This is a genomic window from Pseudomonas sp. P7758 (assembly GCF_013386485.1).
Lineage (GTDB): Bacteria > Pseudomonadota > Gammaproteobacteria > Pseudomonadales > Pseudomonadaceae > Aquipseudomonas.
The window spans coordinates 19,096-39,083 of record NZ_JACARS010000054.1; the positions used below are offsets into that span (position 1 = coordinate 19,096).

Consider the following 19,988-nt stretch of genomic DNA (forward strand, 5'->3'; position numbering starts at 1 on the left):
CCTGGCCCTAAAAGCCGCAGTTCAAGCCGCTTTTGGCTTGGGCGGGAACTTCGGTGCGTGCAGCCCCAGCTGCATCCCGCGTTCGACCATGCCCATGATGTCTTCCTGCGCCACTTCGAACAGGCGCTTGAGGTTGGGCAGGGCGAAGTACACGGGTTGCAGGATGTCGATGCGATACGGCGTGCGCATGGCTTCGAGCGGGTCGAAGGCTTGATGCTCGGGCACGTCCGAGAGGCAGTACACGGTCTCCTTGGGCGAAGACAGGATGCCGCCACCGTAGATGCGCCGGCCTTCGGGCGTGTCCACCAGGCCGAACTCGATGGTCATCCAGTACAGGCGCGCCAGGTACACGCGCTGTTCCTTGGTGGCGGCCAGGCCGAGCTTGCCGTAGGTGTGGGTGAATTCCGCGAACCAGGGGTTGGTCAGCAGTGGGCAATGGCCGAAGATCTCGTGAAAAATGTCCGGTTCCTGCAGGTAATCCAGCTCTTCACGGGTACGAATAAACGTCGCCACCGGAAACTGCTTGTTGGCGAGCAATTCGAAAAAAGTCTGGAAGGGGATCAGCGCCGGCACCCGGGCGACTTGCCAGCCCGTGGTCTCGGCCAGCACTTTGTTGACTTCCGCCAGCTGTGGAATGCGGTCGTGGGGCAGGCCGAGCTTGTCGATGCCGTCCAGGTATTCCTGGCAGGCGCGGCCCTCGATCACCTTCAGTTGGCGCGTGATCAGGGTGTTCCACACCGCGTGTTCTTCGGGCGGGTAGTCGATAAAACCGTTCGCGTCGGGCTCGCGGGCCACGTACTGCGTCTGCTTCATACTGCTCTCCTGCTAGGCATTCGTTCTTGTTATGTCCTGGGATGAGCCTATTGATACGCCGCCTGGGCCAGGAAGCCATCCTCCTGCGCCATGCTTTTGTAGGAAAAGTTACTGAGATTCGTAAAGTTTTCGTTACGGCTGAGGCAATTCGTTCTCCCTGTGGCGTATTTTGGGTGTGAATCGCCTCGCAGCTGTCACATAATCTTGACGATTATCTGCGGCCGGCGGCAAAAAGACGCAGCGACTCCACCTCTTCGGGCCTTCTCATGCGTATCAAAGTGCATTGCCAGAACCGCATCGGCATCCTGCGGGACATCCTCAACCTGCTGGTGGAGTACGGCGTGAACGTTGCCAAGGGCGAGGTCGGTGGCGAGCACGGCAACGCCATTTACCTCTATTGCCCGAACCTGGTGAACCTGCAGTTCCAGGCATTGCGCCCGCAGTTCGAGGCGATTGCCGGGGTATTTGGCGTCAAGCGGGTAGGGCTGATGCCCAGCGAGCGTCGGCATATGGAGCTCAACGCGCTGCTGGGGGCGCTGGAGTTTCCGGTGCTGTCCATCGACATGGGCGGCTCCATCGTCGCGGCCAACCGCGCGGCGGCGCAGTTGCTCGGAGTACGGGTGGATGAGGTGCCGGGCATTCCGTTGTCGCGCTACGCCGAAGATTTCGATTTGCCGGAACTGGTACGGGCCAGCAAATCGCGAATCAACGGCCTGCGGGTCAAGGTCAAGGGCGATGTATTCCTGGCCGATATTGCGCCGCTGCAATCCTCCGAGCATGACGACAGCGAAGCCATGGCCGGCGCCGTACTGACCCTGCACCGCGCCGACCGGGTGGGTGAGCGTATCTACAATGTGCGCAAGCAGGAACTGCGCGGCTTCGACAGCATTTTCCAAAGCTCCAGGGTCATGGCCGCCGTGGTGCGTGAGGCTCGGCGCATGGCGCCGTTGGATGCGCCTCTATTAATAGAAGGCGAAACCGGCACCGGCAAAGAGTTGCTGGCCCGCGCCTGCCACCTGGCCAGCCCGCGCGGCCAGTCGCCGTTGATGGCGCTCAACTGCGCCGGTTTGCCCGAGTCCATGGCCGAGACCGAGTTGTTCGGGTATGGTCCCGGCGCCTTTGAAGGGGCGAGGGCGGAGGGCAAGTTGGGACTGCTGGAGCTGACGGCGGGCGGTACGTTGTTTCTCGACGGCGTCGGCGAAATGAGCGCGCGATTGCAGGTGAAGTTGCTGCGCTTTCTGCAGGACGGCTGCTTTCGCCGTGTAGGCAGTGATGAAGAGGTGTACCTGGATGTGCGGGTGATCTGCGCGACCCAGGTGGACCTTTCCGAACTGTGCGCCCGGGGCGAATTCCGCCAGGACCTTTACCATCGTCTCAATGTGCTCTCGCTGCATATCCCGCCGCTACGCGAGTGCCTCGACGGTTTGCCGCCGCTGGTGGAGCACTTCCTGGATCAGGCCAGCCGGCAGATCGGCTGCCCGCTGCCCAAGCTCGCACCGGCGGCGATGGAACGCCTCAGCCATTACCACTGGCCGGGAAATGTGCGGCAGTTGGAGAACGTGCTGTTCCAGGCGGTTTCGCTGTGTGAGGGCGGCACCGTCAAGGCCGAGCACATTCGCCTGCCGGACTATGGCGTGCGCCAGCCGCTGGGGGATTTTTCCCTGGAAGGCGGGTTGGAGGAGATCGTCGGGCGCTTTGAAAAGGCGGTGCTGGCGCAGTTGTATGCCGAACATCCCAGCAGCCGGCTGTTGGGCAAGCGGCTGGGCGTGTCCCACACCACTATTGCCAACAAGTTGCGCGACTACGAAGTCGTCAAAGCCGAACGCGGTTAAACCTGTGGGAGCGGGCTTGCTCGCGAATGCGGTGGGTCAGTCGAATTATCCGGTGACTGACACTCCGCATTCGCGAGCAAGCCCGCTCCCACATGGGTTCTTTGTCGGTCTTGATACCTGTACTTGCCGTTAGCGGCATAAGTCCGCCGTTTTTTCGACTCTCTTCCTACTGCCCTCAGCTGCCACCTGCCGGCAAACCCCCGCCCCGCCTGGACTTTCCCTCATTTCAAAAAGTTGGTTCGCAAATTGCTTAAGCCTCATCAGTACAGCGGTGGGCGGCAAGCGTCCGTCAGAAAGAGGAAAGAGCGTGGATAAGTACCTTTACGTGGCAATGACCGGCGCCAGCCAGAATGCACTGGCGCAGAAGGCCCACGCCAACAACTTGGCGAACGTTTCCACCAATGGTTTCCAGCGTGACCTGGAACAGGCGCGCTCGATGCCGGTGTTCGGTGACAGCTTTCCGGCGCGGGCCTTTGCCTTGACCGAGCGCCCAGGCACGGACTTTTCCCCTGGCGCGATGATTGAAACCGGCCGTGACCTCGATGTGGCCGTCAGCGGTGACGGCTGGATGGCCGTGCAAAACCCGGATGGCGGCGAATCCTACGTGCGCAGCGCCAGCATGAACGTCGATGCGCTGGGCGTGCTGCGGGCCGGCAACGGCATGCCGATCATGGGCAACGGCGGCCCGATTGCCGTGCCGCCCCAGCAGCAGATCGAAGTCGGCCAGGACGGCACCATCAGCATCCGCGCCATGGGCGAAGGCCCGCGGGTGATGGCTGAAGTGGACCGGATCAAGCTGGTGCAGCCCGACCTCAAGAACATGACCAAGGGCCTCGACGGCACCATCCACACCAAGGATGGCCAGCCGGCCCAGGCCGATGCCAACGTCAAGCTGACGTCGGGCTTCCTGCAGGCGAGCAACGTGAACGCCGTCGAAGAAATGACGGCAGTCCTGGCCCTGTCCAAGCAGTTCGAATTGCACATCAAGATGATGAACAGCGCCAAAGAAGACGACCAGGCCATGACCCGCGTCCTGGCGATGAGCTGATAGCAGCCACACACTAATTTTTGTAGCGCGGCGCCATAAAACAGGCGCACGAAGGAGAAGAACATGCTTCCGGCTCTATACGTTGCCAAGACAGGCCTGTCCGCCCAGGACACCAACCTGACCACCATTTCCAACAACCTGGCCAACGTGTCGACCACGGGTTTCAAACGTGACCGCGCCGAGTTCCAGGACTTGCTCTATCAGATCAAGAAGCAGCCTGGCGCCCAGTCGACCCAGGACAGCGAATTGCCGTCGGGCCTGCAACTGGGTACCGGTGTGGCAATCGTTGGCACCCAGAAGAACTTCAGCGCCGGTAACCTGCAGCAGACCGGCCAGCCACTCGACCTGGCAGTCAACGGCAAGGGTTTCTTCCAGATCCTGCAGCCGGACGGCACCACCACCTACACCCGTGACGGTACGTTCCACCTGGACTCCAACGGCCAGGTCGTGACCGCCAATGGCTTCGCGCTGGAGCCGGCGATTGTCGTGCCGAACAACGCCCAGACCTTCACCGTCGGCAACGACGGCACCGTGTCGATCACCGTGGCCGGCAACCCGGCGTCCCAGGTGATCGGCAACCTGCAAACCGCCGACTTCATCAACCCGGCCGGCCTGCAGGCGATCGGTAACAACCTGTTCCTGGAAACCGCGTCCAGCGGCGCGCCGCAAATCGGCACCCCGGGCCTCAACGGTTTTGGTACCACCCTGCAAAGCACCCTGGAAACGTCCAACGTCAGCACCGTTGAAGAGATGGTCAACATGATCACCACTCAGCGCGCCTACGAGATGAACTCCAAGGTGATTTCCACCGCCGACCAGATGCTTTCGTTCGTAACGCAGAATCTGTAATCAAGTCTATGGGGCGCCCTTGAAGGCGCCTGCAACACCGTGAGGTATGGGTCATGAATCGCTATGTTTCTGTTCTGGCATTGAGTGGGATTGCTGTGCTCGCGGGCTGTGTCGCCCCGACGCCTAAGCCCAATGACCCGTACTATGCGCCGGTGTTGCCGCGCACGCCGTTGCCGGCGGCCGCCAACAATGGCTCGATCTACCAGGCCGGGTTCGAACAGAACCTGTACAGCGACCGCAAGGCCTTCCGGGTCGGTGACATCATCACCATCACGCTGAACGAGAAGACCCAGGCGAGCAAGAACGCCAACTCGCAGATCGGCAAGACCAGCAAGACCAGCATCGGCCTGACTTCATTGTTTGGCGGTGTACCGAACACCAACAACCCGCTGGGCAGCGGTGACCTGAGCCTGGACGCCGGCTACAGCGGCGACCGCGCCACCAACGGCAAGAGTGCGGCAGGGCAGGGCAACAGCCTGACCGGCTCGATCACCGTGACCGTGGCCGACGTGCTGCCCAACGGCATCATTGCCGTACGCGGCGAGAAGTGGATGACCCTCAACACCGGTGACGAACTGGTGCGCATTGCGGGCATGGTTCGCGCCGACGATATCTCCACCGACAACACCGTGCCGTCGACACGGATTGCCGATGCACGCATCACCTACTCGGGTACGGGTTCGTTTGCTGACGCCAGTCAGCCGGGCTGGTTTGACCGTTTCTTCCTTAGCCCGCTGTTCCCTTTCTAGGTGATCACTTTGAACTTCAAACAGCTGATGGCTGCGATGTTGCTGCTGGCCCTGAGCGCAGGCGCCCAGGCCGAGCGCTTGAAAGACATCGCGAGCATTTCCGGCGTGCGGTCCAACCAGCTGATCGGCTACGGCCTGGTGGTGGGGCTTAACGGCACGGGTGACCAGACCACCCAGACCCCGTTCACCCTGCAGACCTTCAACAACATGCTCTCGCAGTTCGGCATCAAGGTACCGCCGGGCTCGGGCAACGTGCAGTTGAAGAACGTCGCGGCGGTGTCCATCAGCGCTGACTTGCCGCCGTTCGCCAAGCCGGGGCAGGTGGTCGATATCACCGTCTCGTCCATGGGTAACTCGAAAAGCCTGCGCGGCGGCACCTTGCTGATGACCCCGCTCAAAGGTATCGACGGCAACGTCTACGCCATTGCCCAGGGCAACCTGGTGGTGGGTGGCTTTGATGCCGAAGGTCGCGACGGTTCGAAGATCACCGTCAACGTGCCGTCGGCCGGGCGGATTCCCGGTGGTGCCTCGGTGGAGCGCACCGTGCCCAGCGGCTTCAACCAGGGCAACAGCCTGACCCTGAACCTCAACCGCTCTGACTTCACCACCGCCAAGCGCGTGGTCGACAAGATCAATGAGCTGCTCGGCCCGGGCGTGGCCCAGGCCATCGATGGCGGCTCGGTTCGTGTGACGGCACCGCTGGACCCAAGCCAGCGTGTGGACTACCTGTCTCTGCTGGAAAACCTTGAGGTTGACCCGGGCCAGGCGGTGGCGAAAGTCATCATCAACTCGCGGACCGGCACCATCGTGATCGGCCAGAACGTCAAGGTTTCGCCAGCGGCCGTGACCCACGGCAGCCTGACCGTGACCATCACCGAAGACCCGATCGTCAGCCAGCCTGGCCCGTTGTCCAACGGCCAGACTGCCGTGGTCCCCCGTTCGCGGGTGAATGCCCAGCAAGAAGCCAAGCCGATGTTCAAGTTCGGCCCCGGCACCACCCTGGACGAGATTGTCCGTGCGGTGAACCAGGTGGGCGCAGCGCCCGGCGACTTGATGGCGATCCTCGAAGCATTGAAACAGGCCGGCGCCTTGCAAGCCGACCTGATCGTGATCTGACGCCATGGCCATGGACATGCGCAAGAGCGGCCTGACCAGTACGGCGGATTCGGGTTCCTATTCCGACCTCAACCGGCTTAACCAGTTGAAGGTCGGCGACAAGAACAGCGACGGCAACATGCGCAAGGTCGCGCAGGAATTCGAGTCGCTGTTTCTCGGCGAGATGCTCAAGTCCATGCGTTCGGCTACCGAAGCCCTGGGCAAGGACAACCCGCTGAATACCCCGGCGGCCAAGCAGTACCAGGAAATGTACGACCAGCAGTTGGCGGTTTCCCTGTCTCGCGAGGGCGGTGGTATCGGCCTGGCGGACGTGTTGCTGCGCCAGATGCAGAAGAACAAACCGGTGGACGCCCAGGCGGCCACCCTGCAAGGCCCGGCTGCGCCCGCGAAGAAGGTGGATGTGCCGACTGAAATTGCCGCCGGTACCAAGGCCGATGGCCCGCTGGGCCGCAGCAATGGTCAGCGGCCATTGTGGGCATACCGCGTGGCGGTGCCTGAAGGCACCAACTCCCACGCCAACGACATGGCGCTGATGAACCAGCGACGCATCTCGTTGCCGAGCAAGCTGACGGATCGCCTGCTGGCCGGCATCGTGCCGGGTGCCGAGGCTACCACTGCCGCCAAGGCCGCGCCGCTGCGCAACAGCGCTGCCGATGATGGCGTGGTCAACAGCACCGCCCGCAGCCTTGCCGCCATACCGCCTCGCGGGCAGATGCAGGTTTACGGCCGCGCCGTCGCCCAGCCACCGCTGGCACCGGCGAAGAAAGCCTTCAGCTCGCAGGATGAATTTGTCGCCACCATGTTGCCGATGGCCAAGCAGGCCGCCGCGCGGATTGGCGTCGACCCACGCTACCTGGTGGCCCAGGCCGCCCTGGAAACCGGTTGGGGTAAATCGGTGATGCGTGCCGAGGATGGCACCAGCAGCCACAACCTGTTCGGCATCAAGGCCGGCCAGAGTTGGCAGGGCGAACAGGCCCGGGCGATCACCAGCGAGTTTCGCGATGGCGCGATGGTCAAGGAGACGGCGCAGTTCCGTTCCTACAATTCCTACCAGGACAGCTTCCATGACCTGGTCACGTTGCTGCAAAGCAATGATCGCTATAAAGAAGTTGTGAAATCAGCCGACAACCCGGAACAGTTTGTGCGCGAGTTGCAAAAAGCCGGTTATGCAACCGACCCGGATTACGCCAGCAAGATTTCGCAGATCGCAAAAACGATGAACAGCTACCAGAACTACGCTGCCGCGGGCGCTTCCACTCATTTATAAGGTCTGAATCATGAGTTTGCTCAATATCGGGATGTCGGGGCTCAATGCCGCCCAGGGATCGTTGTCGGTCTTAAGTAACAACATCGCCAACGTCAACACCCCGGGATACTCGCGTCAACAGAGCGCTCAGACCGCGAATGCGTCGAACGCCTACGGCGGCGTATTTATCGGCACCGGTACGACCCTGGCGGACGTGCGTCGGGTGTACAACCAGTTTCTCACCACGGCTTACCAGAACAGCACGGCACTCGACAGCGATGCCAACGCCTACCTGGACCAGGCCAGTGCCATCGACAAGACCTTGTCGGATTCCAACACCGGCATGTCTTCGGTGCTCAGTGCCTTTTTCGCGGCGGCGCAGACGGCTTCTGCCACCCCGGGCGACGTGTCCGCGCGCCAATTGCTGCTGACCAGCGCCCAGACCCTGAGCAACCGCTTCAACTCCATTTCCGGCCAGTTGAACCAGCAGAAACAAACGATCAACAGTCAGTTGAGCACCATGACGGACCAGGTCAACAAGCTGACGTCCTCGATCGCCTCGCTCAACAAGCAGATTGCCCAGGCCCAGGGGACTTCCAGCAGTGCGCCGGCCAACCTGCTGGACTCGCGTGACGAAGCGGTGCGCTCGCTCAACGAGCTGATCGGCGTTACGGCCACGGAAAAAAACGGACAGTTCAGTATTACGACCGGTACGGGGCAGTCGCTGGTGGAAGGCGGGATATCCAATAATATCTCTGCGGTACCGAGTAGCACCGACAATAGCCAGTACACCATCCAGCTCTCGATGGGCGACTCGTCCATTGACCTTGGTAATGTAGTCACCGGCGGCAGTATCGGTGGCTTGCTGCGCTATCGCAGTGACGTGCTGATGCCGGCCATCAATGATCTGGGGCGCATCGCGATTGCCACGGCAGACACGATCAACAATCAGTTGGGCCAGGGCCTGGACCTCAACGGCGAATTCGGTTCGTCGCTGTTCACCGATATCAACAGCGCGGCGGCGATTTCCCAGCGCAGCCAAGGGGCCGCCGGCAACAGCGCGGGGTCTGGCAACCTGAATGTCACGATCAAGGACAGCAGCCAGCTGACGACCTACGACTACAAAGTCACGTTTACCAGTGGTAACCAGTACAACGTCGTCCGCTCCGACGGCAAGGCCATGGGTTCGTTCGACACCACCACCACGCCGCCGCCGGTGATTGATGGCTTTACCCTGGCACTGGACGGCAAAGGGCCCATGGCTGCCGGTGACAGCTTCAAGGTCAGCCCCACGGCCAACGGGGCCACGGGCATCGGTGTCGACCTGAAGGACGTCAACAAGCTCGCCTTCGCGGGCCCCTTGGCGGGGAACGCGAGCAAGACCAACACCGGCACCGGTACGTTCACACCGCCTCAGCTGACTGTGCCGCTGGATATTCATGGCGGCGCTGATACCGCCCAGTTGCGCGCCGGCATCGAAAACTCCATGCCGGTAAAAATGCTCTTTGGCAAGCCGGCCGCCGACGGCACCCAGTCGTATACGGTGAGCGACGCGCAAGGCAATCCGATCGGCAGTGGCACCATCATCCCGGGCCAGGGCAACAAGATCAGCATCAACGTACCGATGCGCGATGCCTCGGGTGCGTTGATCCCGGGCAAAAGCTTCAACTTCGACACCACGGTCGGCGGCTCGCCTGCCAATGGTGACAGCACGACTTTCTCGTTCAACGCTTCGGGCACCTCCGACAACCGCAATGCCCAGCAATTGCTGGACTTGCAGACCAAGGCCACCGTGGGCGCCAGCGACGGCAGCCCGGGTGTGAGCCTGGTCAGCGCCAACGCCCGACTCGTGTCGCAGGTGGGCTCAAAAGCCAGCCAGGCCGCTACCGACTCCACCGCGACGGGTGCGCTGTTGGCAGCGAACAAGGCGGCCAGCAACTCGGTGTCCCAGGTCAACCTGGATGAAGAGGCGGGTGACATGATCAAGTTCCAGCAGTACTACACCGCGTCGTCGCAGATCATCAAGGCTGCGCAAGAAACTTTCAGCACACTGATTAATGCCCTTTAAAGGAGTCTGGGACGATGCGTATTTCTACACAGCAGTATTTCGACACCAGCGCCAGCAAGTACCAGACGAACTATTCCGGTGTGGTGAAAGCCCAGGACCAGGCGAGCAGCGGTATCCGGGTGCAGACCGCCTCCGATGACCCCGTCGCCGCCGCGCGCTTGCTGCAATTGCAGCAACAGAAAGACATGCTTGGCCAGTTCAACGGCAACATCAACACCCTGCAGAACTCGCTGACCAACGAAGAATCGGTGTTAAAGAGCATCAACACCGCCTTGCAGCGCGGTAATGAACTGGCGCTGCGTGCGGCCAACCAGTCCTTGAGCGATGACGATCGTAAATCCATCGCCAGCGAAGTGGGCGCGCTTGAGGACCAGGTGCTGGGCTTGCTCAACTCCAAGGATGCCAACGGCAACTACATGTTTTCCGGGTCGAAAACCGACACGCCGCCTTACATCCGCAATAACGACGGCACCTACACGTATCAGGGTGACGAGACGCCGCTGAGCTTGCAGATCTCGGACAATCTGTCGATGGCGGGGGGCGACACCGGTAAGTCGATGATGGAAAGTTCGACCAACACCGGTCGCACCCAGGCTACGTTGTTGCCGCCTGCGGTCAATGACGGCAAGGTCGCGGTATCGGCGGGCACGGTGACCTCCGGTGTCACCTACACCAAGAGTTTTACCGACGGCCAGCCCTACAAGCTGACCTTCAGCAGCAGCACGCAGTATTCCGTGACCGACAAGGACGGTAACGACGTTACCTCGGAGATTCCCGGCAACGGCACTTTCGACGCGACCAAAGAGGGCGCATCCAGCGTCAACCTGCGCGGCGTCAAGTTCGATATCAGCCTGACGCTCGGCGCGGACGTTGCGCCCGGCGCTGACTCCGACGCACTGGTGGCGGGCAAGGCGTTCACCCTGCAATCCAAGCCGGACACCTTCAGTGCTTCGCGTTCGCCAGGCAACGCGTCGACTGCACAAGTGACCGGTGGCCAGGTGACGGATCAGGCGGCCTACGCCAGCACCTTCCCTGATACCGGTGCGGTGATCAAATTCACCAGCGGCACCACGTATGAGGTGTATGCGCAGCCCTACAGTCCGAACAGCAAGACCATCGCGACCGGCACCATGGCTGCCGGTGCCACCTCGATCAACGCGGCCGGCGTGACGTTCGACATCAGTGGTGCGCCAGGGGCGGGCGACCAGTTTGCGGTCAGCGCCGTCAGCAACAAGAACGAAAACGCCCTGGACACATTGAGCCAATTGCGCAAAGCCCTGGAAACGCCGGCTGACGGCAACCTGGTCGCGCAGAACAACCTCAAGGATGTGGTGGCCAAAACCATCGGCAACCTGAACAACGCCAGTTCACAGATTGACCAGGTGCGCGGCTCCATCGGTGCTCGCCAGAATGCCCTGGATCTTCAAACGGATGAGAACACCAGCCTGGGGACTGCCAATACCAACACCATGAGTTCCTTGGGCAACGTCGACATGGGTCAGGCGGCGATCAACCTGCAGCTTCAGCAAACCATGCTGCAGGCCTCTCAGTTGGCCTTTGTGAAAATCTCTCAGTTGAGCCTGTTCAACAAAATGTGATGTCCGCAGCTGCAAACCGGCGGCTCACCCTGGAAACGGGGTGGGCCGTTGTGGTTTTTGGCGTTTGTATGTCCCCGTGTTTCGCACAAAGCGCAGAAAATTGAGTGACCTGTGAGTCATAAAGCGCATCTTCACTGTATCGTGTGAAAAGGATAGGTCGTCGCCAGGTCTCTGCGAGGGCCTGCCGCCAGGGTACAAAGGCGGTTTTCGGCGAGTTTTTTGCGGGGTCATCCCCATTATTGTCAGCACCCGGCGACGTGTCTCGCGGGGTGTTCTCCAGCTATTTAGTATTGGGAAGCCACAATGATTGGCATAAAAAGCATCGCCAGTTACGTGCCGGCAGACGGGATTGATAACTACGCCCAGGGTGCCAAATTCGCCAAGGATGAAGAATTCATCATTGGCAAGATCGGTTCGGCGTTCCTGCCGCGCAAGGATGCCGCGCAGGAAACCTCCGATCTGTGCGTCGAGGCGGTCAACGCCTTGTTTGCCAACAACCCCGATTTGAAGCGCGAGTCCATCGATGCGCTGATCGTCGTTACCCAGAATGGTGACGAAGAGGGCTTGCCTCACACCGCCGCCATCGTCCAGGACAAGCTGGGCCTGCCGACGCACGTGGCGGCCTTCGATATTTCCCTGGGCTGCTCGGGCTACGTCTACGGCATCTATGCGATGAAGGGCTTCATGGAAGCCACCGGCCTGAAGAACGGCCTGCTGGTGACCGCCGATCCGTACTCGAAGATCGTCGACCCGGAAGACCGCAACACCACCATGCTGTTCGGCGATGCCGCTACCGCCACCTGGATGGGTGAAGACGCGCCGTGGCAGTTGGGCAAGTCCAAGTTCGGCACTGACGGCTCCGGTGCGCCGCACTTGAAGGTCAGCGATGGCGTGTTCTTCATGAACGGCCGCCAGGTGTTCAACTTCGCCTTGCTCAAGGTGCCGGCGCATTTGCACGAGCTGCTCAACGAATCGGACCTCAAGGCTGACGAGATCGATGCGTTCTGCATCCACCAGGGCAGTGCGGCGATTGTCGACGCCGTGGCCCGGCGTTTCGAAGACGCGCCGGTGGACAAGTTCATCAAGGACATGGTCGAGACCGGCAACACCGTGTCCTCGAGCATTCCGCTGCTGCTGGAAAAGCACATGCTCGACTCCACCTGGAAGCGCGTCGCCATCAGTGGTTTTGGTGTGGGGCTGTCCTGGGGCTCGGCGATTTTGCACCGCCCTTGACGACTTAAAGGCGCTGCACAAAAAAACGCCCATGATCGAAAGATCATGGGCGTTTTTTATTTGGCGCCAGAAAGCCAACAATTGCTGGGGTTTGGGCTATCGTAAATGCTTGAATTAAAAGGGGTGGCACGGCGCCAGTAAAAAAAATCAAAAAAGTCCTCAAGCAACCTGCTTTCACGACGATAACTATTACGAAGGTTCTCTAGGCCACACCCGGCGGTTGCCAGGGCCGGAAGCCGCAGTACACCACCCACGAGGATTTCGTCATGGCATTAACAGTAAACACCAACCTTGCTTCGTTGACCGTTCAGAACAACCTGAACAAGGCTTCCAGCGCCCTGCAAACTTCCATGCAGCGCCTGTCCTCCGGCCTGCGTATCAACAGCGCCAAAGACGATGCGGCCGGCCTGCAAATCGCTGGTCGTCTGACCAGCCAGATCAACGGCCTGGGCGTTGCCATCAAGAACGCCGGTGACGGTAACTCCATCGCGCAAACTGCTGAAGGCGCGATGCAGCAATCCACCAACATCCTGCAGACCATGCGTTCCCTGGCTCTGTCGTCCGCTAACGGCTCCCTCAGCGCTGACGACCGTAAGTCGAACCAGGCTCAGTACGCTGCTCTGACTTCTGAATTGACCCGTATCGCTTCTACCACCACTTTCGGTGGTCGTAACCTGCTGGACGGTTCTTTCGGTACTACCGCTTTCCAAGTGGGCGCCAACGCCAACCAGACCATCAACATGAGCCTGGGCAACGTATCGGCTAACAACATTGGTTCGCAGCAGCTGCTGTCCAATGCTCCGACACCAGGCGCCGGTATTGCAGGCGGCAAAATCACCGTTACCGGTGGTGGCCAGGTATCTGATGAACTGACCATTGCCGCAAAAGCCTCGGCCAAGGATATCGCTGCCCAGTTGAACGGCGCAGTCGGTGGCCTGCAGGCTACCGCTAGCACCGAAGCCAAGTTCACTGTGCCTACTACCTTCCCGGCGGCCACTCCAAGCGGTGCGTTCACCCTGACAGTCGGTAGCGGTACTACTGCTCCTAAAGTTTCGTTCACCGGCATCACCAGCGCTGCTGACCTTGCCGGCCAACTGAACTCCAACGCTGCCAAGCTGGGCATCAGCGTTAACTTCGATCAGTCGACCGGCTCTCTGTCGATCAAGTCCGACTCGGGTGAGAACTTCACCTTCTCCGCAGCTGACACTGGTGGTGCGACCATCAGTGTTCAGACCAAAGGCGGCGATGGCAAGTTTGGCACCGCAGCAAACCTGGCTACTACTGACGTGATTGCCACCGGCGCTGTAGCCTTGAACTCCAGCTCCAGCTACTCCCTGTCTGGCGACGGCGTTCCCGGCGTGTTCGGTGACGGGACTGCAACCGCTGTTAACTCGGCTAAAGTCGTTGTCAGCAACACTGACGTGACCACCGCTGCCAATGCTCAGAGCGCTGTTGACGTGCTGACCCAGGCACTGTCCACCATCGACTCCCAGCGTGCTGACCTCGGTGCTGTACAAAACCGTTTCGACAACACCATCGCCAACCTGCAGAGCATCTCGGACAACTCCACCGCTGCTCGTGGCGTGATCCAGGACGTTGACTTCGCTTCTGAAACCGCTCAGTTGACCAAGCAACAAACCCTGCAACAGGCTTCGACTGCGATCCTGTCCCAGGCGAACCAACTGCCATCCGCTGTACTGAAGCTGCTTCAGTAATAACGGCGCTTGGTAACTGACGGAAGGGCGCGTTTACGTGCCCTTTTGTCTTTTGTCTAATGAGGTGATTGGTCATGGACATGAGCGTCAAACTGAACCTGTCTTACCCTGCGGCAGCGCCACAGAATGCACCTGCTCCTGTCAGTGCCGATCCGCAGAAACCCAAGGTGGACGCCGTTGCTGGCGCGAAAGATGCCCAGCAGCCATCGAGCCACACCGACTTGAAAAAAGCGGTCAACGACATAAACGAATTCATCCAGGCTGCCCAGCGCAAACTGGATTTTTCCATTGATGACTCCACCCACCAGGTTGTGGTCAAGGTCATTGCGACCGAAAGCGGTGAGGTCATTCGCCAGATTCCTTCGGAATTGGCCCTGAAACTCGCCCAGAGCCTTCATGACGCCAGCAGCTTGCTGTTTGACGCCAAGGTCTAAACTGGCATGAACTTTGTTGCGAAAACTGCCTAGAGCGTGATTCGTCAATAAAGCATCAGCCCCGGATTAGGAGAAAGACGATGACAGTCGTAGCAGGTCTAACGGTCAACGGCCCGGGTACGGGTATCGATGTGCAAGGCCTTGTGAAGTCGTTGGTGGGGGCGCAAACCGCACCCAAGCAAGCGCAGATCGATAGCCAGACCAAAATATCCACTGCGCAACTGACCTCGATCGGCAAGATCCAGGCGGCCCTGGATGCGTTCCGGGGCGCGCTGGACAACATGACCAAGACCGTCAACTTCAGCGGCCTGAGTGCGACGGTTTCGAACGACAAGCTCGCGACGGTCACGCTGGGCCCGGGCGCTGCGGCCGGCAACTTTACGTTGAACGTTACCAATTTGGCCACGGCGTCCAAAGTCTCCACGGCAGTGATTCCTGGTGGGCCGACGGCGGTTGTCAATTCCGGGGCTTCGGCGACGGTGTTTACGGTCTCCCAATCCGGCAAGGATTACAGCGTCAGTGTGCCGCCGGGCGGGACCCTTCAGCAGGTGCGTGACTCGCTCAATACGCAGTACGGCAATTCGGGCTTGAGTGCCAACATCCTGACCGACTCCAACGGTTCCCGGTTGGTGGTCACGTCCTCGACTACCGGTAAAGGTAGTGACATCACCTTCAAGGGCTCCTCGGGCCTGGATACGGGCGCGACTGTCGTGGGCGCGGCACCGGTGAACGCCGTGTATACCCTGGACGGCAGTCCTCAAGAGTCCACGAGTAATACCCTGCCCGACGCAATCAGTGGTGTGAGCATCACCTTGACGGGGGTTTCGGCAGCTGCCGACGGCCTTAACGGCGCTTCGACGATCAAAGTGTCTGCTAACGCCGCCACTCTTAAGTCGGCAGTCAAGGGTTTCACGGACACTTACACGGCGTTGGTCAAGGCTGTGAATGCCGAGACCCAGGTCACTACCAATGCCGACGGTTCCGTCACGCCAGGCGCGCTGACCGGGGACAGCTCTGTGCGTACCATGATGGCGTCGATACGCAATGTGATGAACTCGGTGACCGGTAGCGGCACGTTTTCATCCCTGGCGCAGTTTGGCGTGACCACGGACCAGACAGCGGGCACGCTGAGCGTCAGTGATGTGGCGTTTGACAAGGCCGCCCTCACTAACGGCTCTGACATCAACAGCATCTTCACTGGCCCCACAGGGCTGTTGGCAAGCCTGACGAATGCCACCGCCAACTTTGCGCTGAGCAAGACCGGGGTGTTCGCCCAAAAGTCCACGACCCTGCAGGACAATCTCAGGGACTTGACCAACCAACAGACCGCCCTGAACACGCGCTCTGATGCCCTGACGGCCTCCCTGACGGTTAAGTACAACGCGATGGACTCCCTGGTTGCCCAGCTCAAGGCCCAAGGCGACAGCGTCATGACCACGCTCAACTCGCTGAACAATCCGAAGTCCACCTGATTGGCGGATGGATAAAGCCCGCCGAAGGCGCTGAGTCAAAGCGCCAGGCGGGCTAAAGTTTTGTGTAACACCGTCGACATAATAATCAGCGTCCACCCTTTTAGCTGTCGCCTGTCACGAGGTAGAAACATGAATCCCATGAGAGCCCTTCGCCAATACCAGAAGGTCAACACCCACGCCCAGATCTCCGAAGCCAGCCCGCACCGCCTGGTGCAGTTGCTGATGGAAGGCGCACTGGATCGTATGGCGCAGGCCAAGGGTGCGATGGCTCGCGGTGATATCGCGCAGAAGGGGTTGATGCTGGGCAAGGCGGTGGACATCCTCGTCGGGTTGCGTGACGGCCTGAACCCCGAGAAGACCCCGGACCCGATTGCACTGCAGCAGTTGGATAACCTGTATGCCTTCATGACCATGCGCCTGCTGGAAGCCAACCGTCAGAATGACGCTGCGATGATCGATGAGGTCGCAGGCCTGATGATTACGCTCAAGGAAGGCTGGGACGGTATTGCCACAGAGGTACAGTAGGCCGTAAGGCCTGAGGACGATGTCATGAGCCAAGCATTGCAAAAAATCGACGAGACCCGTGAGGCGCTGTCCGAGGCGTTGGCTGAACGCAACTGGGGTGCGATCGGCGAACTGGATTTGGGCTGCCGCGCGTTGATCGATGCTGCGCTCAACGAGGAATCGGCGGATGAGGCAGCCATTCGGGCAAAACTGGAAGACTTGCTTTCGGTCTACCAGCAGTTGCTTGAGGCGACGACAGGGGAGCGCCAGGCTATTTTCGAAGAGATGTCGCAGTTCAACCGAGCTAAACATGCGTCAAAGGTTTACCATATGTTCGGCTGAAGGCTCAGTTAATCCGAACACCGCGCGTCATAAATTTGACTGTGCACGATTTTTTGACTTAACTAGTGCTATTTTCAGACGTCAGAAAGCCGTAGCGCAGAAAATGCCTACAGCAATCTAGATTGCCCCAACTCGAGGGCATTAGAGTTTTACTAGGGAAGTTGCTATTGCATGTGGCGTGAAACCAAAATTCTGCTGATCGATGACGATAGCGTTCGGCGCCGCGATCTGGCGGTGATCCTGAATTTTCTTGGCGAAGAAAATCTACCCTGCGGCAGCCACGACTGGCAGCAGGCGGTCAGCTCTTTGTCGTCGAGCCGCGAAGTCATTTGTGTGCTGATCGGGACGGTAAACGCTCCTGGTGCAGTTCTGGGCTTGTTAAAGACACTGTCGACCTGGGATGAGTTCCTTCCGGTGTTGCTGATGGGCGATATTTCTTCCGTGGACCTTCCGGAAGACCAGCGCCGCCGCGTGCTTTCCACCCTTGAAATGCCCCCCAGCTACAGCAAATTGCTCGACTCCCTGCACCGTGCCCAGGTCTACCGCGAGATGTACGACCAGGCCCGCGAGCGCGGCCGTCACCGCGAACCCAACCTGTTCCGCAGCCTCGTCGGCACCAGTCGTGCGATCCAGCACGTGCGCCAGATGATGCAGCAAGTGGCCGACACCGACGCCAGTGTGCTGATCCTCGGCGAGTCGGGCACCGGCAAGGAAGTGGTCGCACGCAACCTGCATTACCATTCCAAGCGTCGTGACGGGCCGTTCGTGCCGGTCAACTGCGGGGCGATCCCGGCAGAGCTGCTGGAAAGCGAACTGTTCGGCCACGAGAAGGGCGCCTTTACCGGGGCGATCACCAGCCGTGCCGGGCGTTTTGAACTGGCCAACGGCGGCACCCTGTTCCTCGACGAAATCGGCGACATGCCGCTGCCGATGCAGGTCAAGCTGCTGCGGGTATTGCAGGAGCGCACCTTCGAGCGCGTGGGCAGCAACAAGACCCAGAGCGTCGACGTACGCATCATCGCGGCCACCCACAAGAACCTCGAAAGCATGATCGAGGTCGGCAGCTTCCGCGAAGACCTGTACTACCGCCTCAACGTATTCCCGATCGAAATGGCGCCCCTGCGCGAGCGCGTCGAAGACATCCCGCTGCTGATGAACGAACTGATCTCGCGCATGGAACACGAAAAGCGCGGTTCGATTCGCTTCAACTCGGCGGCGATCATGTCCCTGTGTCGCCACGGCTGGCCGGGCAACGTCCGCGAGCTGGCCAACCTGGTGGAGCGCATGGCGATCATGCACCCGTACGGGGTGATCGGCGTGGTCGAGCTGCCGAAGAAATTCCGCTACGTCGACGACGAAGACGAGCAATTGGTGGACAGCCTGCGCAGCGACCTGGAAGAGCGCGTGGCCATCAACGGCCACACGCCGGACTTCGGCTCCACCGCCATGCTGCCGCCGGAAGGCCTGGACTTGAAGGACTACCTCGGCAGCCTCGAACAGGGCCTGATCCAGCAGGCACTCGACGACGCCAACGGTATCGTCGCCCGTGCCGCCGAGCGCCTGCGCATCCGACGTACCACCCTGGTGGAGAAGATGCGCAAGTACGGCATGAGCCGCAAGGAAGGTGATGAACAGGCGGATGATTGACGCCTGTTTTTCAACTGACTGAAAACTAAGCCTATTTTTTTAGGCACGGGTATTGCTACAGCACTCGCAACGTTCCGTTTAACTGACGGTCAGCCAAGCGAGAGAGCATGATGCCCCACGCCGCCCAACTATCTTCGGTCCCTGACACTCAGGGGCCGGCCCCCTCCGTAGAGCAGATCAGCCGTCTGGGGCTTGAACAGGCTTTTTCCCTGTTCAACCAGATGTCGAGCCAGTTGACTGACTCCTACAGCCTGTTGGAAGCCCGGGTTTCCGAGCTTAAAGGCGAGTTGGCCGTGGTCAGTGCCCAGCGCATGGAAGAGCTGGCCGAGAAAGAGCGACTGGCCAACCGTCTGCAAAACCTCCTCGACCTGTTGCCTGGTGGCGTGATCGTCATCGACGAGCAGGGCCGTGTGCGCGAAGCCAACCCGGCGGCCTGCAACATGCTTGGCCTGCCGCTGGAGGGCGAGCTGTGGCGCGAGGTCATCACCCGCTGCTTTGCCCCCCGGGAAGACGACGGCCACGAAATTTCCCTCAAGGATGGACGCCGCCTGTCCATCGCCACGCGTTCCCTGGATGCCGAGCCTGGCCAGTTGGTGTTGCTCAACGACCTGACTGAAACCCGGCACCTGCAAGACCAGTTGGCCCGCCATGAGCGCTTGTCGTCTTTGGGGCGAATGGTCGCTTCCCTGGCCCACCAGATTCGTACGCCATTGTCGGCCGCGCTGATTTACGCCAGTCATTTGACTGATGAGCAATTGCCCGCCGCCACCCACCAGCGTTTTGCCGGCCGCCTCAAGGAGCGCCTGCATGAACTGGAGCATCAGGTGCGCGACATGCTGGTGTTTGCCCGCGGCGAATTGCCGCTGACCGATCGCGTCACCCCGGCCGCCTTGATGCAGTCCCTGCAAGCGGCGGCCGCCACTCATATCCAGGAAGCGTCAGTCCGTTGGCAGTGCGACAGCCATTACGGCGAGTTGCTGTGCAACCGCGACACCCTGGTGGGCGCGCTGCTCAACCTGATCGAAAACGCGACCCAGGCCAGCGGCCCCGGGGCGCGGCTCAAGGTGCACCTGTACAACCGTGGCGAGACCCTGCGCCTGAGCATCAGCGACAGCGGCAGCGGGATTGACCCGGCAGTGCTGCAGCGCCTCGGCGAGCCTTTTTTTACCACCAAGACCAACGGGACCGGCCTGGGCCTGACCGTGGTCAAGGCAGTCGCCCGTGCACATCAGGGAGAATTGCAGCTGCATTCCCGGTTGGGTCGTGGCACGTGCGCGTTGATCACGCTGCCGCTGTTTTCATGCGCCGTCAGCGCGGAGTAA

At 60.5% G+C, this 19,988-nt stretch carries 17 protein-coding genes; 16 read left to right on the forward strand and 1 reads right to left on the reverse strand.

The features are described from left to right. Positions 1–21 precede the first annotated feature (21 nt). Positions 22–813: a phenylalanine 4-monooxygenase gene (gene phhA / locus HX873_RS11735; protein ID WP_003214615.1), complete on the reverse strand. Its 792-nt coding sequence runs from the start codon at positions 811–813 to the stop codon at positions 22–24. 266 nt (positions 814–1,079) lie between these two features. Between phhA and HX873_RS11740 the strand changes: the two genes are divergently transcribed. From HX873_RS11740 to HX873_RS11815, 16 genes are all read left to right on the forward strand, one after another. Continuing rightward, positions 1,080–2,645 carry a sigma-54-dependent phenylalanine hydroxylase transcriptional regulator PhhR gene (locus HX873_RS11740; protein ID WP_003214613.1) on the forward strand — a complete coding sequence of 522 codons (1,566 nt, stop codon included), beginning with the start codon at positions 1,080–1,082 and terminating at the stop codon, positions 2,643–2,645. Between the two features lie 307 nt (positions 2,646–2,952). Then, complete coding sequence (locus HX873_RS11745) at positions 2,953–3,693, forward strand: flagellar basal body rod protein FlgF (RefSeq protein ID WP_003214611.1); 741 nt, start codon at positions 2,953–2,955, stop codon at positions 3,691–3,693. Positions 3,694–3,756: 63 nt separating this feature from the next. After that, on the forward strand, positions 3,757–4,542 hold the full coding sequence (gene flgG, locus HX873_RS11750) for a flagellar basal-body rod protein FlgG (protein WP_003214609.1): 786 nt from the start codon (positions 3,757–3,759) through the stop codon (positions 4,540–4,542). Between the two features lie 53 nt (positions 4,543–4,595). Next, positions 4,596–5,291 (forward strand): flagellar basal body L-ring protein FlgH, encoded by a 696-nt coding sequence (gene flgH / locus HX873_RS11755; protein ID WP_003214607.1) that lies wholly within the window; start codon positions 4,596–4,598, stop codon positions 5,289–5,291. A 27-nt stretch (positions 5,292–5,318) separates the two neighbouring features. Beyond that, entirely contained in the window at positions 5,319–6,407 is a 1,089-nt protein-coding gene (locus tag HX873_RS11760) for a flagellar basal body P-ring protein FlgI (RefSeq protein ID WP_032899355.1), read from the forward strand. A 4-nt stretch (positions 6,408–6,411) separates the two neighbouring features. Next, on the forward strand, positions 6,412–7,674 hold the full coding sequence (gene flgJ / locus HX873_RS11765; protein ID WP_102604681.1) for a flagellar assembly peptidoglycan hydrolase FlgJ: 1,263 nt from the start codon (positions 6,412–6,414) through the stop codon (positions 7,672–7,674). 10 nt (positions 7,675–7,684) lie between these two features. Next, positions 7,685–9,721 (forward strand): flagellar hook-associated protein FlgK, encoded by a 2,037-nt coding sequence (gene flgK, locus HX873_RS11770; RefSeq protein WP_102604682.1) that lies wholly within the window; start codon positions 7,685–7,687, stop codon positions 9,719–9,721. 14 nt (positions 9,722–9,735) lie between these two features. Further along, the gene (locus tag HX873_RS11775) at positions 9,736–11,319 is read left to right on the forward strand and encodes a flagellar hook-associated protein 3 (protein WP_003214602.1); all 1,584 of its coding nucleotides are present in this window, start codon (positions 9,736–9,738) and stop codon (positions 11,317–11,319) included. Positions 11,320–11,622: 303 nt separating this feature from the next. Beyond that, positions 11,623–12,552, forward strand: a complete 930-nt coding sequence (locus tag HX873_RS11780) for a ketoacyl-ACP synthase III (protein ID WP_003214601.1) — start codon at positions 11,623–11,625, stop codon at positions 12,550–12,552. 266 nt (positions 12,553–12,818) lie between these two features. Beyond that, positions 12,819–14,267 carry a flagellin gene (locus tag HX873_RS11785; protein ID WP_177008385.1) on the forward strand — a complete coding sequence of 483 codons (1,449 nt, stop codon included), beginning with the start codon at positions 12,819–12,821 and terminating at the stop codon, positions 14,265–14,267. Between the two features lie 74 nt (positions 14,268–14,341). Continuing rightward, positions 14,342–14,701 (forward strand): flagellar protein FlaG, encoded by a 360-nt coding sequence (locus HX873_RS11790; RefSeq protein ID WP_102369676.1) that lies wholly within the window; start codon positions 14,342–14,344, stop codon positions 14,699–14,701. A gap of 80 nt (positions 14,702–14,781) precedes the next feature. Next, complete coding sequence (gene fliD / locus HX873_RS11795; RefSeq protein WP_102369675.1) at positions 14,782–16,173, forward strand: flagellar filament capping protein FliD; 1,392 nt, start codon at positions 14,782–14,784, stop codon at positions 16,171–16,173. A 129-nt stretch (positions 16,174–16,302) separates the two neighbouring features. Further along, the gene (gene fliS / locus HX873_RS11800) at positions 16,303–16,698 is read left to right on the forward strand and encodes a flagellar export chaperone FliS (protein ID WP_003214591.1); all 396 of its coding nucleotides are present in this window, start codon (positions 16,303–16,305) and stop codon (positions 16,696–16,698) included. Positions 16,699–16,722: 24 nt separating this feature from the next. Further along, on the forward strand, positions 16,723–17,019 hold the full coding sequence (locus HX873_RS11805; RefSeq protein ID WP_003214590.1) for a hypothetical protein: 297 nt from the start codon (positions 16,723–16,725) through the stop codon (positions 17,017–17,019). A gap of 171 nt (positions 17,020–17,190) precedes the next feature. Then, complete coding sequence (locus tag HX873_RS11810; RefSeq protein ID WP_003214588.1) at positions 17,191–18,666, forward strand: sigma-54 dependent transcriptional regulator; 1,476 nt, start codon at positions 17,191–17,193, stop codon at positions 18,664–18,666. A 110-nt stretch (positions 18,667–18,776) separates the two neighbouring features. Continuing rightward, on the forward strand, positions 18,777–19,988 hold the full coding sequence (locus tag HX873_RS11815) for a PAS domain-containing sensor histidine kinase (RefSeq protein WP_102604700.1): 1,212 nt from the start codon (positions 18,777–18,779) through the stop codon (positions 19,986–19,988).